Annotated in this window: 15 protein-coding genes; 3 read left to right on the forward strand and 12 right to left on the reverse strand. The window is 49.1% G+C overall.

Annotated elements, in window-relative coordinates; genetic code table 11:
• Positions 1-25 precede the first annotated feature (25 nt).
• Entirely contained in the window at positions 26-1,270 is a 1,245-nt protein-coding gene (locus H6F63_RS01150; RefSeq protein ID WP_190634165.1) for a family 1 glycosylhydrolase, read from the reverse strand.
• A 99-nt stretch (positions 1,271-1,369) separates the two neighbouring features.
• A complete protein-coding gene (locus H6F63_RS01155) occupies positions 1,370-2,215 on the reverse strand; it encodes an aldo/keto reductase (RefSeq protein ID WP_190634167.1) in 846 nt (281 codons plus the stop codon).
• Between the two features lie 293 nt (positions 2,216-2,508).
• Here H6F63_RS01155 and H6F63_RS01160 point away from each other — a divergent pair, with 293 nt between their 5' ends.
• Complete coding sequence (locus H6F63_RS01160) at positions 2,509-3,129, forward strand: alpha-ketoglutarate-dependent dioxygenase AlkB (RefSeq protein WP_190634168.1); 621 nt, start codon at positions 2,509-2,511, stop codon at positions 3,127-3,129.
• Here H6F63_RS01160 and H6F63_RS01165 read toward each other — a convergent pair.
• The 4 genes from H6F63_RS01165 to H6F63_RS30330 all read right to left on the reverse strand — a co-directional run bounded on the left by H6F63_RS01165 (position 3,107) and on the right by H6F63_RS30330 (position 5,401).
• Positions 3,107-4,300, reverse strand: a complete 1,194-nt coding sequence (locus H6F63_RS01165) for a GUN4 domain-containing protein (RefSeq protein WP_190634171.1) — start codon at positions 4,298-4,300, stop codon at positions 3,107-3,109. The two genes, H6F63_RS01160 and H6F63_RS01165, sit on opposite strands and share 23 nt — an antisense overlap.
• 206 nt (positions 4,301-4,506) lie before the next feature.
• Complete coding sequence (locus H6F63_RS01170; RefSeq protein ID WP_242019453.1) at positions 4,507-4,950, reverse strand: ester cyclase; 444 nt, start codon at positions 4,948-4,950, stop codon at positions 4,507-4,509.
• Between the two features lie 27 nt (positions 4,951-4,977).
• Positions 4,978-5,112, reverse strand: a complete 135-nt coding sequence (locus H6F63_RS30325) for a hypothetical protein (protein WP_277876315.1) — start codon at positions 5,110-5,112, stop codon at positions 4,978-4,980.
• Between the two features lie 157 nt (positions 5,113-5,269).
• A complete protein-coding gene (locus H6F63_RS30330; protein WP_277876316.1) occupies positions 5,270-5,401 on the reverse strand; it encodes a hypothetical protein in 132 nt (43 codons plus the stop codon).
• Between the two features lie 121 nt (positions 5,402-5,522).
• Here H6F63_RS30330 and H6F63_RS01175 point away from each other — a divergent pair, with 121 nt between their 5' ends.
• The gene (locus tag H6F63_RS01175; protein WP_190634172.1) at positions 5,523-6,980 is read left to right on the forward strand and encodes a methyl-accepting chemotaxis protein; all 1,458 of its coding nucleotides are present in this window, start codon (positions 5,523-5,525) and stop codon (positions 6,978-6,980) included.
• Positions 6,981-7,122: 142 nt separating this feature from the next.
• On the opposite strand, the gene H6F63_RS01180 is transcribed toward H6F63_RS01175, so the two are convergent.
• From H6F63_RS01180 to H6F63_RS01200, 5 genes are all read right to left on the reverse strand, one after another.
• Positions 7,123-7,530, reverse strand: coding sequence for a type II toxin-antitoxin system VapC family toxin (locus tag H6F63_RS01180; protein ID WP_190634174.1), 408 nt, complete (start codon positions 7,528-7,530; stop codon positions 7,123-7,125).
• A 2-nt stretch (positions 7,531-7,532) separates the two neighbouring features.
• Positions 7,533-7,775: a hypothetical protein gene (locus H6F63_RS01185; protein WP_190634176.1), complete on the reverse strand. Its 243-nt coding sequence runs from the start codon at positions 7,773-7,775 to the stop codon at positions 7,533-7,535.
• A 109-nt stretch (positions 7,776-7,884) separates the two neighbouring features.
• Positions 7,885-8,550, reverse strand: a complete 666-nt coding sequence (locus H6F63_RS01190) for an SDR family oxidoreductase (RefSeq protein WP_190634179.1) — start codon at positions 8,548-8,550, stop codon at positions 7,885-7,887.
• Between the two features lie 19 nt (positions 8,551-8,569).
• Positions 8,570-9,286, reverse strand: coding sequence for a DUF4336 domain-containing protein (locus H6F63_RS01195; RefSeq protein ID WP_242019454.1), 717 nt, complete (start codon positions 9,284-9,286; stop codon positions 8,570-8,572).
• A 28-nt stretch (positions 9,287-9,314) separates the two neighbouring features.
• Positions 9,315-9,818 (reverse strand): MAPEG family protein, encoded by a 504-nt coding sequence (locus H6F63_RS01200; protein WP_190634181.1) that lies wholly within the window; start codon positions 9,816-9,818, stop codon positions 9,315-9,317.
• A 201-nt stretch (positions 9,819-10,019) separates the two neighbouring features.
• On the opposite strand from H6F63_RS01200, the gene H6F63_RS01205 reads away from it, so the two are divergent.
• Positions 10,020-10,922 carry an AraC family transcriptional regulator gene (locus H6F63_RS01205; RefSeq protein ID WP_190634182.1) on the forward strand — a complete coding sequence of 301 codons (903 nt, stop codon included), beginning with the start codon at positions 10,020-10,022 and terminating at the stop codon, positions 10,920-10,922.
• Between the two features lie 40 nt (positions 10,923-10,962).
• On the opposite strand, the gene H6F63_RS01210 is transcribed toward H6F63_RS01205, so the two are convergent.
• Complete coding sequence (locus H6F63_RS01210; RefSeq protein WP_199297505.1) at positions 10,963-12,843, reverse strand: ABC transporter ATP-binding protein; 1,881 nt, start codon at positions 12,841-12,843, stop codon at positions 10,963-10,965.
• Positions 12,844-13,202 lie beyond the last annotated feature (359 nt).

Below are 13,202 nucleotides of genomic sequence, written 5' to 3' on the forward strand. Positions count from 1 at the left end.
ACCGCTATTCAGCAACGCCGAATTTTTAACTCCAATTGCGATCAGCTTCTGGCTGCAATCGTTTAGCCGCGTCAATCACATCTTGCAGTTCTACTGGATCACTCAACGGATCAGTATCAAGTGTCATGACCCGATTGAATTCCTTCTGCCAGCGTCGCAGTTCTGCAATATAGGGTTCGTAAGGCACACGTCTGAGATTATCCCCTTCCTCCACCAGGTCACAAATTCCGTTGTGTAGCCACTCACCCGTATGCCAATCCGGCATATCAACAGCGGGAAATAAACAGATTCCATGCAGATCCATGCCAGAATTAACCGCCGCCAGAGACTCTTCCACTACGTCCTTTAGCCACTCATCTCTTCCTTCTTCCAACCCACTGGTTTCGCCAATGATCATCGGTCTGTGATACCGCTCCCAGACGCGCTGCATTAAGTCATGGAGCGGTTTGATGCGATCGTCGTGGGGTTCGAGCGCTTGATGGGGCCCCTGTTCCCGGTATTCCATCTGACCAAAGGAATAGTTATTTGCACCAACGATATCGAGAATTTCCGGGGAACCGCCGAGTTCCGGGTGTTCTTTTCCGTAAAGGATGTCCCATGCGAGGAATGTGTCCACATAGGTTTCGTGATGCGCTGCCTCGACTAAATCCGGGTGATCGCGCGGTGCGACCACCTGAACCAAGGGATCAATGTGAACCATCCTTGAGGCGGGTTCCACTTCTCGAATTGCCTTAACTCCTGCGATCGCTGCCTTACACAACGCCAATCGCAAGCGAAAACGGTCTTCTTTTGTGGTTTTATAAGGAGCCACCCAACCCCACTCGCCACCGCAGAACGAGAAAAAGGTAATCTCATTAATCGGCGTGAAAAAATAGGGGCCTGGTAAGCGGGGAATTACATACTCTGCTGCTGCGCGACAGTAACGGGCAAAGCGATCGCTAAACTCATCAGAAAATGGATCGAGATCGTCTGGATATCCGTAGTGGCACAGATCCCAGATGGGAAGAATCTGCGTCTCCTGCATCGCTTCAATCATGGGGTCAAGGCTAGAGAAGTCGTAGCAGCCACCGCGATCGACTAACGGCCAAGGAATCGCTTCGCGTGCCACATCAATCCCCAGCGATCGCAATATGTTGTAGTCTTCCTGCGCGTGGCGATCGTGCTGTGTCTCCTTAATCAGATTCCGCCGCTGCTTGTCCTTCCAGAGAAACGTCGAACACTCAAAGCCAGAGATGAAGAAGGTGGGGAAAATTCCAGATCGTTGAGCCATGCGTTTGCTCTGTAAGTTTACTCGTCATGGTAGGCACTCTTGCTCATTTGAGACACTATCTAACGCGAGATAAATCCGTTGAGTTCTTTGGAGAAGTGTTTACAGCATTTCTAAGGAAACAGGTTTAGTAGGTGCTGGAAAAGCAGCATCTAAGGAAGCCAATTCATCAGCACTCAATTTCAAATTCAGGGCAGCATAATTCTGCTCTACATGGTCAATGCGGCTGGATTTGGGGATTACAATTACATTTTCCTGATGCAACAACCAGGCGATTGCTACTTGAGCCGTAGTGACTCCTCGTTCCCCTGCGATCGCCTTGAGTGCTTGATTGTTCAGCAAACGCCCTTGCTCAATCGGGGAATACGCCATGATAGGGATACCTCGTTGCTGACACCAGGGCAGTAAATTCCACTCAATTCCCCGTCGCATCAGGTTGTAGAGGACTTGATTGGTAGCAATTGCTTTCCCACCCTTCAACCCAATGACTTCTTCCATATCCTCGACATCAAAGTTACTCACCCCATAGCTGCGAATTTTGCCTGCTTGTTGCAGCGTTTGAAATGCTTCCAAAGTCTCTACCAGTGGCACAGAACCGCGCCAGTGGAGCAGGTAAAGGTCAAGATAGTCGGTTTTCAAGCGTTGGAGACTTCTTTCGCAGGCAGCAATTGTTCCTCGCTTCGAGGCGTTATGAGGGTAGACTTTGCTAACTAGAAAGACGGATGCACGACGATTTGCGATCGCGTGGGCGATTACTTCCTCTGCACCGCCTTCGCCATACATTTCGGCAGTGTCAATCAAAGATAAACCCAAATCGAGTCCGTGGCGTAAGGCATCAATTTCGCTCTGGCGATTTCTGGCATTCTCCCCCATCTGCCAGGTGCCCATACCAAGAATCGGAATTAATTGTCCAGAAGGTAGTTTAAGAGTTCGCACGGCAGTTTCCATCCATTCAACCTATTGCCCTTGAGCGCATTTTTGGCTGACGCATGGGCATGGCATCAATTCTAGAGAAAAGCACTGTTAGAGCGGTAGGTGCTTCCGTTGTTTCTGAGTAGAGTTTTTTTCAACCAAAACTACGGTAGTCTTCCGGCTTACAACAAAGTTATTGTCTGAGATGGTTAGCAGAAGCCTTAGAGAGTAAATATAAGTACCAGGAATTACGCAACTGTTAGCCGCGAGCTAACCCGATGAAGTAATAATGAAACTGATTTCTTGCCTCCCTCAGTTGTGTTTGTCTTATGCTCAGTGTCCCTCTGCAACTACCTGACGCAGATATCGTGTTCTACCCGTCTCTGCTGGATGGGCAGGAAAGCGATCGCTTGCTCACACAACTGACTGAAACAATCGACTGGCGACAGGACTGGATTACCATTTACGGGCGTTCAATGCCTCAACCGAGGCTGACGGCTTGGTATGCCGATCCCGGTAAATCCTACACTTACTCTGGCATCACGATGCACCCCTCTCCCTGGACAGGCACACTACTCGACCTCAAGGCAAAGGCTGAAGCGGTTTCTGGTGTGGTGTTCAACAGTGTGTTGCTCAATCTCTACCGAGATGGCAACGACAGCATGGGGTGGCACAGCGATGATGAACCAGAGCTAGGACACAATCCAGTTATTGGTTCTCTGAGTTTGGGAGGAACACGGCGGTTCATACTGCGGCACCGAGCCGAAAAAGGCTTGAAGCATCAACTTGAGTTAACTTCTGGTAGTTTTCTACTGATGCAAGGGACAACGCAGCATTACTGGCAGCATCAAATTCCTAAGACTAAACGTCCGGTTCCTCCCCGGATTAATTTGACCTTTCGAGTCATTGACTTGTCAGTTCGCCTTACTAGCGAACTTGACACTGATTGAGCTTGGTAAACAAAGCAGGCACGTAGTCATAATAGCGATCGCTAGCAAGATAAATGGCATCCGTGGTACAACTGCCACAACCGGGTTCGCTGAGCATGTCACTCAGCAAGTTGGAGGAAATTCCTCCCCAAGGAAACTGTCCGATTGGTGCCGTAGCAGTAGAGTTCAGTTCCGAATCGAATCGCCATTTGGTTCCAGCTAACACGACCCCAAAAGGATTGTTTTCCGGTAATGGTTGGCTTCTGCGCCATCCCACTGCCTGTCCAAACTGCTCAACTCGTGCTTTCGGATTTTTCGTCTGGGAGGCTGTCTGCTGCCAGATGCGCTTTTGAGCGCTATAGCCAAAGCGTCCCTTACTGGCTTGCGACCAGAGAGTGTCTATGCTACGAAAGTCTTCGCAGGGAAGACTATTGAGCAGGGTTTTGCTGCCGTAGAGTAAGTCTGCACCCTGTCCTTGGAGCTTCTGCAATCGCTGGAAGATGGCGCGAGTCTCTACATCCGCACCCCGCCAGTCACCGGCTGCTAAAAGGCTTTTGAGGCGGCTGTAGTTGATGCGCCATTTATTAGGAGAGGTGCTAGCGATCGCATCGAAGGTGAAGCTTTTAACGATGTCCTGAAATACCTGCCGGATGGAATCGTTCTTTTGCAGGTAAGCGCCTTGTAGCCGAAATACATAGCGACCATCAGCGCTGCTGAACAGCACGTTATCAGACTCGTAGAGTCCAGTCGAAGTGTAAGCGATCGCTTTCTGTCCCGCAACGGTGAGGGGGCGATCGTCATTTTGGCTGAGTTCGCCTTTCCAGCTGGTTAGGGGCAACCGCTTGGAGTTGTCGTAAATGGTGATGCTGACGATCGGAGGAGTTTCAGGTAAATTCCCCCGGTTCAAAAAATCTTTCTGCTGCCAGACTTCTAGGACTTCCAGAGGCGGACTTGGCTTCGTCGATTGAGTGGTTTCGGTAGGCGTAATCACATAGGCCTTTGGGGATACGAAGCGAAACCCAAAGAGATCGCTCAGGTAAAAGACATCCCGACTTTGGACGGTTGCAGAGTTGGGAGTAGGTTTGGCAGCAATTGCCACAGGCGCGGGAGATTGAGTGGAGGATGTTGGAAGATTTGTACTACAGCCAATAGCCAGAAATGTTAGTAACCCAACTACAATAGAGCGCTTCATATCGCTAGCTTAAGTATTCTTTAATCTCGATGTCGTCTCCAGTCTGGCAAGTTTGCGATTGAATCGGTTGGTTTGTTTCAGTTTGAGATACAAAGGCGATCTCTCTATTGGTTTGCACCGATCAACTCAGAAGACGAAAGGCAAACTTAAGCCGCCTTCGCTGCCGACACTCGGCTGAGCTTCGTTGTTGTGCAACACTTACAAGCCTATGAGACTGGTAAACCAATTTGCGTGAACCAAGTGTACTTGTCTATGTAGCCACGCTGGAAACGAATTTTGCCATCAATGACCTGAAAGAAGCCACACCCGCGTAGTGTAAAACTCTTGCCGGTTGGTGGGTTGCCGCCAAGCTCACCCAAGAATGTGCCGCCACCGCTCCACTCAACGATCGCCCACTCGCCATCCTCGAAGATATTTTCAGGATGCGTGTAGTTGTCTGGAAAGGCATTGAAGAAGGCGATGAAACTCTCAAGCAGTGCCTCCCGCCCTTGAAGTGGGGCACCAAAGGCAACCTGATGGTTGATGGCATCATCGTGATAAAGCTCGATGAGTGCGTAAGGATCGCGAGCGTTATAGGCAGCAACCCAGTCGTGTAGAACTTCTTTGGGCAATTTCATATCGCTAATCATACCAAAGACAATTGCGACCAAATATTATTTGGCTGCACAACGATAATGCTAAGCGCTGGCAAACAACCGCAATGCTGTCAAATCAATCACAGAAATAATGAGATGTTGGTTTTTCAAAGCCCGATTCAACCTACGGTGATGAGCGATCGCACTATCAACAGATGCAGCGTGGACTAATACCATACTGTACTGGACTGCTGGTTTGATCGGCGGTGGTGCAAAGGTTATCGACTACGAGCAAAGACACCTCCTTGAAGATACGGATTGCACTCACCCAACACTAAACAAGTGCGATCCCCAGAGATTAAGTGAGCCAGTCTAACAGCTGGTTAGATTTTTCCTAGAATGCGATCGCTTCCATTTGCTGAGAACTTTCTTTGAGCATTTGGGCGATCGCATTATTCGTGAAGGGAGAGCGATCGCTTAGCATAGTATACCGAAAGTGATCGCTCTCCTTATCAATAAATAACACAGCAAATATTAAGAGGAAATCCTAATATTAGAGATATAGAGCAGGGACGAGTACTTATGTTGTTTAGGTGAACCTTGTCAATGACTAAATCTATATCTTTATTGTGATAATACGCCTGAGTATGAAATCTAAAATATTATCTTCTGGGAGTCTCTCTCGTCTCCAGCTTCTAACAGTTCCCTTAGCACTTACTCTCACCTTGATTGGAGGGATTGGTTGGTATGTGTGGGATTCTTACCAAGCTTTCAAAAGAATCCAGACACAAGATATGCGGATTCAACAATTGAGCGCAGAGATTACCTATCTTGATGAAGTGCTAACGATGTCAGCTCACATGGCTGTTGCAACAGGTGATTCTCAATGGATAGAGCGTTACCAAAAATATGACCCCCAAGTTATTGCAGCGCTGGCAGAAGCGACAAAGTTAATCCCGACTGTTTTTGAGGGCAAGGCTAGCGAGCAGATTAATGCTTCTGCTCAAAAGCTGCTGGCTATGGAAGAAGAGGCGTTTCAGTTGGTTCAACGGGGTCAGCGGCAACTAGCATCCGAGCTTTTGTTTGGTCAAGAATATGAAACACAAAAACAGATTTATACAGCAGCAATGGGGCAGGTTACATCTGCTATGCAACAGTATGCAGAAAACTCGCTCAAGACACAAACCCAAAAAGCATCGATCGCAATCTTGATCGTGATTGCAACCTTGATAATCTTAATACTGGTTTGGATTTTTGTGCTGCGGATGTTAGTAAACTCAATTCAATCAATTCGCGAGGTGAGTTCTACCATCTCTGCGGTAACTAATCAAATCACATCCGCTATCCAAGAGCAAGAAGAGTTAGCAGTAGAACAAGCTTCCGCCGTTAGTCAAACAACCGCCACAATGAATGAGTTAGGCAGTTCGGCGCGTCAGTCAGCAGAGCAGGTTGAAGTAGCTCTAATAGAAGCAAAGCAAGCTCTAAACTTAGCAGACAATGGAACTCAGGTTGTTAGTCAAACCCTCAACAGTATGGATACTTTGAAAAATAAGGTAGGAGCGATCGCGGATCGGATTTCCTGCCTAAGTGAGCAAACCCGACAAATTGGTACTATTTCTAGCTTGGCTAGGGACTTAGCCAATCAAACCAATATGCTTTCACTTAATGCTGCTGTGGAAGCAGTTCGGGCAGGTGAAGCTGGAAGAGGATTTTCAGTCGTTGCTTCAGAAATTCGCAAATTGGCCGACCAAAGCAAAGGATCAGCCCAAAAGATTGCTAATCTGGTCAACGATATTCAATTAGCCATTACCTCAACGGCTATGGTAACGGACGAAGGGACAAAAACCGTTAGTGAAGGCATGAATCTCAGCAACAGGAGCGCTCAGACATTTAATAATGTTGCTAACGCTGTGAATACGATTACCCTAAATAGCCAGCAAATTTCGTTGACTGCTCAACAGCAAGCTGTTGCCATACAACAAGTTTTTGAAGCGATGAACTCTCTAAACCAGGGGGCAAGCCGAACAACTAATGTTATCAGTCAAACTAAAACCGCTGCTCAACAACTCAACGAAGCTGCCTCTAGCCTTAAAGAACTGGTCTAGTGTGTGTATTTAGTTGAGTTGAGTGCGTAGATACTCCCTATGCTACGATCGCTTCCATGTGCTGAGAACTTCCTTCAAGCATTTTGGCGATCGCATTCTTGATGAAGAGAGAGCAATCGCATATTGTAGCGGAAGCGATCGCTTACGCCTCAATTTCCCAATCCTCAACCTGCAACCCCTCAATCCGCCTAAACTCTCGTGTATTATGTGTCACCAGAGTTAAATTATTTGCCAGAGCGATGGCTGCAATTTGCAAATCATAAGCACCAATCGGAGTTCCCACGCTGGCAAGACGCGCACGAATTTGACCACACGCGCTCGCAGCCTCATCTCCAAAAGGCAGCCAGACAAACCGCCTCAAAAATTCCTGTTGCCGTTCTAGCGTTCGAGTTGGGTTATTGCTTCGTAGCGCACCATAAAATAGTTCAGCTTTGACCACCGAACACACAGCCATGTCTTCCGTAGGTGTAGAAAGCAAGCGATCACGCACCGAAGTTGAACGACTATTCAAATACGTCACACAAACATTCGTATCCAACAGGTAACGCATTCCTAGTCAAAAGCTCCGGCAAGGTCATCATCAAGAGCTTCTGCAATCCCCTCTTCATCCAGAATAATCGGGTCATCCGCACAGATACCATAGAGAGATTCTAATGAGGGTTCAATGGTTGTTAACGATGGAACAGGCTGATAAATCACCATTACTTCCAGATCCTGCTCTCTTAGCCCTACAGGAATTTCAAGATAGAGGATGCCATCTTGTCCAACACGTTGCCTTACTTTAATGCTCTCCATCGTCCTTGGCTCCGTGCTTACAACCTAGAACCCCAACACACTGAAAAACAGAGGCAATACCTTGCATTCATCTACTATTACACCAAACTCAACGGCGATCCACCCATACTTACCACGGCAGCACCTCTCCATTAGCGTGCCAAAAAGTACCTGTATTCTCCAACGTCAATTCATCAATCCGAGCCAACAAGCCCTTGACGGACTCTTCTGGAGTAATGCCACCAGATGTAAAATTCGTCATGCGGGTTTGAACTAACCCAGGATGCAGAATTGCCACTGCGATCGCACGCGGTTTGAGATCGAGAGATAGCGACTTGCCAGCCATTGACAACGCTACTTTAGACATTCGGTAGCCATAGGAACTGCCAGAGGTATTATCTGTGATCGAACCCATCCGACTTGTCATCAAGGCGATTTTGGAGCCGGCTTTGAGAAGTGGCAATAGCGCGTGAGTCACTCGTAAAGGCCCCAGAGCATTCACCTCAAACTGCTCTCGAATGCTCTCAAAATCTAAGTCTTCCAGCGTCACGCGCTTGACAATTCCTGCATTGTTAATCAGGACATCAATAGTCGTACCATCAAGGCGATCGCGCAAAGAAGCAACCGAAGCATCAGAGGTAATATCAACCCCCTCCTCAACCTGCACCCCTAGCTGCTTCAATTCCTCAGAAGCACTGCGACAGACGGCAATAACGCGATCGCCCCGCGCTTGCAGTTGGCGGCAATATTCGTAACCAATTCCCCGATTGGTACCCGTAATCAGATAAGTTGCCATGCGAACTCCAATGTCTTAATTAGAGAGACGTTCCTAGAAACCACTCATAGCCTATTTGAAACTGTCGCTTACCATCCTGCTCCAGAATGCTGCCGTGTGCCACGATCGCTCGGTCAAAATCCCAGGAGAGGATCTGTTGAATGGACTGCTTTACCTGGGTTTTCTCCTGAGTTGCGATTTTTTCCAGTAATGATGGACGAAGTTGCTGGTAGCTACCGATCAGTTTGGCAACTAACTGTGTAGTAAGCGAACTGTTTCCATCAAAATGAAATGCCAGGTCGGTCACAATCAAAGTGCGACTTTTGGCATGGAAGAAAACCCATTCATTCAGAGGAGAGTATCCTTTGATATCCAGTGTGTTGAACCCTGTAACCATCGCAGCTTCAACGCCATCAAAAAGCTGGCTGGTGCGATCGCTAAGAATCTGGTCAATCACTAAATCGGGGCGCTTCTGTTCTAAACCCGATGTTGCCCAAAGTTCTGCATCAGGATAAATCTGCTTGAACTGGGCGACGAACAAGTGATGATACAAATTGGGAACAACGATGTAACCAACGTCTCCTAATTGATTCAATTGATTAATCAGTGCCTCATCAATGCGAATTGGTGAGATGACCATTAATTTGTTATCGTTCAGACGAATCACCGTCATTCTCGTCCCAACTTCTAACCCAAAATATTTCAGCGGTTGTTCAGCAACCCAAATGTCGGTATCAATCGCTCTCAGCATCGTCATGATTCAATTAGATTCGGTGGGTGAAGGATTAGAATTGCCGCACGCTGTAGTAAAGACAGGCTACACTACCGACGATATAAACTAACCAGGTGCCAAAAAAGCCAATCGCCCGTCCCGGTGACGGCCCATAGGTTTGGATCAATCCCCAAGCATGAGCAATCCGCGCCAGAATCAGCGTTGCACCCAGCAGCCACAGCATTCCAGATGCGGCTTGCATCCACTCCAAGGCAATCAGAAATAACAAGCCGAGAGGCAGATACTCGGTGAAATTGCCATGCGCCCGGATCGTCCGCTGCAACACCCCATCATCCACCTCTTTCGTGACAACGGATTGTTGCGTCAGTTTCTCTACAAATGCTGCCCAGGCGTTGGGATGCTTCAAGTAATTGGGCTGTGAGGCAATTTCTGCGGGGGTCGCACCATGCCAAATGCGAGTCCGGGTACGTTCCATCGCCACCCGATAGGACAAACCTAGAGCCAGTAACCCGTGACAGCCAATGAAGAAGGTTGAAATCGGAATCAGTGCAGACATTGATACTCAACAATCGCAATTCTGGTACTGAGGTTATTTGATGTTGGCGATCGCAGTCTTTTAAATTCTTGCGGAATATCGCCATCAGCTTTTTGGGACAATCAATTTTGAGTGAATGTCACCGAAATTGGATCTAGATGCCCGACTTCTTCAAGAAGTCTGGTATCTGAGTAGCAATTCAATGATCCATCGCCCCTGCCTATGAATCTCTTGCAAGAGTTTCTGTTCAACCCAAGCGATCGCACAATTCCCCTCGACCAGCCACCGGTGGAAACCCTACCACAATGGGGACATTGGCTGGAAACGCCAGAAATGATGGTGGCAATCATCCCACCGGGACATTTGGAAGTGAATTTGCGATCGCCACTTCATCTGGTAGTCACCAGTTTTGGCGTCACTCGTGGAGTTGCTGCCTTTGATAGCGATCGCCTGCGACCTTACGAAGCCCTGCCGGGAGGATTTGATATTGTGCCTCAAGGCAGCACTTACCGTTCTGTCGAAGATGCCTCCTGTTTTGTGGTGTTTGGGTATTCGCAAGCGTTCCTGTCGCGCACAGCGGCAGGAGAGCAAAGAGTTGAGTTACTGCCGGGGCAGATTCCAAAGACGCATTGGGGTTTAAGTACAGCGATCGCTATACAGGAGTTTTTTAACGACGGACAGGTTGGCGGTGCGTTCTACCTGGAATCCGTGGCAACGGCAGTGCTAGGGCAAATTATCTACCGGAGATCGAATCTCTCTGGATTCAAACGTCCGCCAGAATTTTTGGAACCCAAGCTGTTAAAAACTAGCCTGGAATACATCCAGGCACACCTGTCACAGGAATTGAACCTGAGCAATATTGCTGCCACGGTGGGGTTTAGCGCGTACCATTTTGCGCGGGCATTCAAAGCTACCACGGGGCTGTCACCCTATCAATACGTCCTGCGGTGTCGGTTGAAATATGCCCAGAAACTTTTGCATGATCAAACCCGCAGACTAGCTGAGGTTGCAGTGGAGGCGGGATTTGGCAACCAGAGTCACATGACCACCGTGTTTCGGAGAATGTTGCAGACAACCCCAAGACGTTATCAACAGGAGAAGGGGTTACGGCTACCCATTCTGTGACAATGCCAGCATTACTGATGACGGCGGCTTTATAGGGTCGTCAGGTCGAGGATGGCTTGTAGCCCAGCATTCGGAAGTAGAGCCCTTGTTGGGACAGAAGTTCGTCATGGGTGCCTTCTTCGACAATCTCGCCCTCCTGCATCACAAAAATGCGATCGCAGTCTACGGCGGTTTCGAGTCGGTGCGTCACTAAGATAATTGTTCTTTTGCGACGCAGACGCTGGAGGGTTTCTATAACCCATTGCTCGTGCTTCAAATCTAGCGAACTCGTGGGTTCGTCGAGGATAAGTATCGGAGCCTTCGTAGCTAGCGCCCGCGCGATCGCTAAACGCTGCCGCTGTCCGCCCGATAGGTTCTGTCCACCCTCAGTGAGCAGAGTATCGTACTGATCCGGTAAGGCTTCGATGAACTCAGCCGCCCCGGATTCCACCGCCGCCTCCCGAATCTCTTGCAAGGTCGCTTCCGCGCAGCCGTAGGTAATATTCTCCGCGATCGTTCCGGGGAAAAGTGGGCTGCCTTGCGTGACCAGCGCCATGTGTTTGCGGACATCGGCAACCTTAAGGGTGCGGATGTCGAAACCGTCGAGTTGAACGCTCCCCTTTGTCGGATCGTAGAAGCGTGGAAGGAGATTGAGCAGCGTACTTTTTCCCGTCCCGCTAGGCCCCAAAAATGCCACCATCTGACCCGGTTCGATAGTCGCATCGATCTCCTGTAACACGGGTCGCCCAGGGATGTACTCAAAGCTGACATCGGCAAGGGTTAGAGTGCGGGGATGGACGGGAAACGATCGCGCATCAGGCTCGTCCGCTATGGTGGGCGGCTCGTCAATGACCGTAAACACGCGATCGCATGAGGCTACGAATGTCTGGATCTTGGTCGTGAACCCCAACACCCAACCGATTGGGTCCCAGAACTGATTGAGGTACGCCAAGAATACGATCAGATCGCCGAGGGTCAGTCCGTTCGGCACCTGGCGCAAAAACTGGTCGCGATAGACCAGGTACCCGCCGTAGCCGAAGATTACCCCGCTTCCCAGAGCGAATACTACCTGAACCGTGAGTGGATAGAGGTTCTCCTGCCAATGAAGCCGCATAGAGGCACCAACGCTCCGCTCAACCACCCGCGTGAAGCGCCGCGACTCCGTTGCTTCTCGACGGAAAGACTGAATCAGTCCGATCAACTCTATCGCTTGCTGCATGGTTGAGGTCATCACCGCATCCGTCTGCTTCGACTCGAACGCCCGACGCCGAATCCTTCCCTCAAAGTACCAATTCGCCAGTATTAGCAGCGGCGTGAACGAAAGTGCGAACACGGTGAGAAGGACGTGGCGCGACAGCATGATCCAGATCATCGCCGTCAGCGTCACCGATGCGGCGGTAGAGCCGATCAGCGTATCGATTACCCCCCAAGGGCCGAGGCTGTCGTAGCTCAATCGATAGATTGCGTCACCTTGCGATCGCGAACCGTGCCAGCCTAGACTCAGCGCCTGCATTTTGTCGTATAATTCGGTGCGAACCCGCAAGGTGCCGTTGTACTGGATGCGGTAGTTCAACATCTTACGAAGCATGAAGACGGTATCGCTCATGATCCTGATGATCGTCGCGACGAACGCCATTCCGAAAATTCGGTTCAGCTTGCCTTCGCCGAAGGGGGCAAGAAACAGCGTATGTATCCAGTTGGGTTTCGGGTTTGGTGAGAGAACCGTATCAACTAGAATCGCCATAGGCCAAGCGTTGAGAAGGTTGAAAAGCACCGATGCCCCGATCAAAAATAAGAGCGTGACGATCAGCCAGAAGTCCTTGCGGAAGTAGGAAATAGACCGGAGGACGATCCGCAGCAACCAATGTTGGTTGATTGACGGCACCACCATTTTTGGTGAATTTTTATGGGGTTTTAAACGTGCTTTGAGTGGAAAAGTCATGAATGTGCTGGGTGACTCTAAGCAGGACAATGCACCAATTGGGTGATGTCAGAGGACTGGGGAGGTCAGGAATCTACTTTGGGTTTTCACTCCTGTCCAAAAATCCTCAATCGAACCTCTGTAATATCCCCTGATCAACAGGACATTTTTGTAGTTAGGTGTAAGAAGTTAATTAAAAGTTATCAAGCTGGTGGTGCTGCGACAAAAAGAGCGTAAAGGGTTTGTCTTGTTGCCCAAGCGATGGGTAGTAGAACTGACTGATGTGTTGACCCGTTGACCATTTCAACCCTTTTAACGGGTTTGAGCTTTCAGCCGGAACTTAAGTTCGCTGCAAGGTGCAATTGAAGCTTACATAATTG

The organism is Trichocoleus sp. FACHB-40, assembly GCF_014695915.1.
Classification (GTDB): domain Bacteria; phylum Cyanobacteriota; class Cyanobacteriia; order Cyanobacteriales; family FACHB-T130; genus Funiculus; species Funiculus sociatus.

What these genes read in the sequence shown, in the direction of transcription:
- H6F63_RS01175 (WP_190634172.1), top strand. Translation starts at nt 5,523, where the DNA reads ATGAAATCTAAAATATTATCTTCTGGGAGTCTCTCTCGTCTCCAGCTT.
- H6F63_RS01190 (WP_190634179.1), bottom strand. Translation starts at nt 8,550, where the DNA reads ATGGCAACTTATCTGATTACGGGTACCAATCGGGGAATTGGTTACGAA.
- H6F63_RS01195 (WP_242019454.1), bottom strand. Translation starts at nt 9,286, where the DNA reads ATGACGATGCTGAGAGCGATTGATACCGACATTTGGGTTGCTGAACAA.
- H6F63_RS01185 (WP_190634176.1), bottom strand. Translation starts at nt 7,775, where the DNA reads ATGGAGAGCATTAAAGTAAGGCAACGTGTTGGACAAGATGGCATCCTC.
- H6F63_RS01155 (WP_190634167.1), bottom strand. Translation starts at nt 2,215, where the DNA reads ATGGAAACTGCCGTGCGAACTCTTAAACTACCTTCTGGACAATTAATT.
- H6F63_RS01200 (WP_190634181.1), bottom strand. Translation starts at nt 9,818, where the DNA reads ATGTCTGCACTGATTCCGATTTCAACCTTCTTCATTGGCTGTCACGGG.
- H6F63_RS01150 (WP_190634165.1), bottom strand. Translation starts at nt 1,270, where the DNA reads ATGGCTCAACGATCTGGAATTTTCCCCACCTTCTTCATCTCTGGCTTT.
- H6F63_RS01205 (WP_190634182.1), top strand. Translation starts at nt 10,020, where the DNA reads ATGAATCTCTTGCAAGAGTTTCTGTTCAACCCAAGCGATCGCACAATT.
- H6F63_RS01160 (WP_190634168.1), top strand. Translation starts at nt 2,509, where the DNA reads ATGCTCAGTGTCCCTCTGCAACTACCTGACGCAGATATCGTGTTCTAC.
- H6F63_RS01165 (WP_190634171.1), bottom strand. Translation starts at nt 4,300, where the DNA reads ATGAAGCGCTCTATTGTAGTTGGGTTACTAACATTTCTGGCTATTGGC.
- H6F63_RS01210 (WP_199297505.1), bottom strand. Translation starts at nt 12,843, where the DNA reads ATGACTTTTCCACTCAAAGCACGTTTAAAACCCCATAAAAATTCACCA.
- H6F63_RS30325 (WP_277876315.1), bottom strand. Translation starts at nt 5,112, where the DNA reads ATGGTATTAGTCCACGCTGCATCTGTTGATAGTGCGATCGCTCATCAC.
- H6F63_RS01180 (WP_190634174.1), bottom strand. Translation starts at nt 7,530, where the DNA reads ATGCGTTACCTGTTGGATACGAATGTTTGTGTGACGTATTTGAATAGT.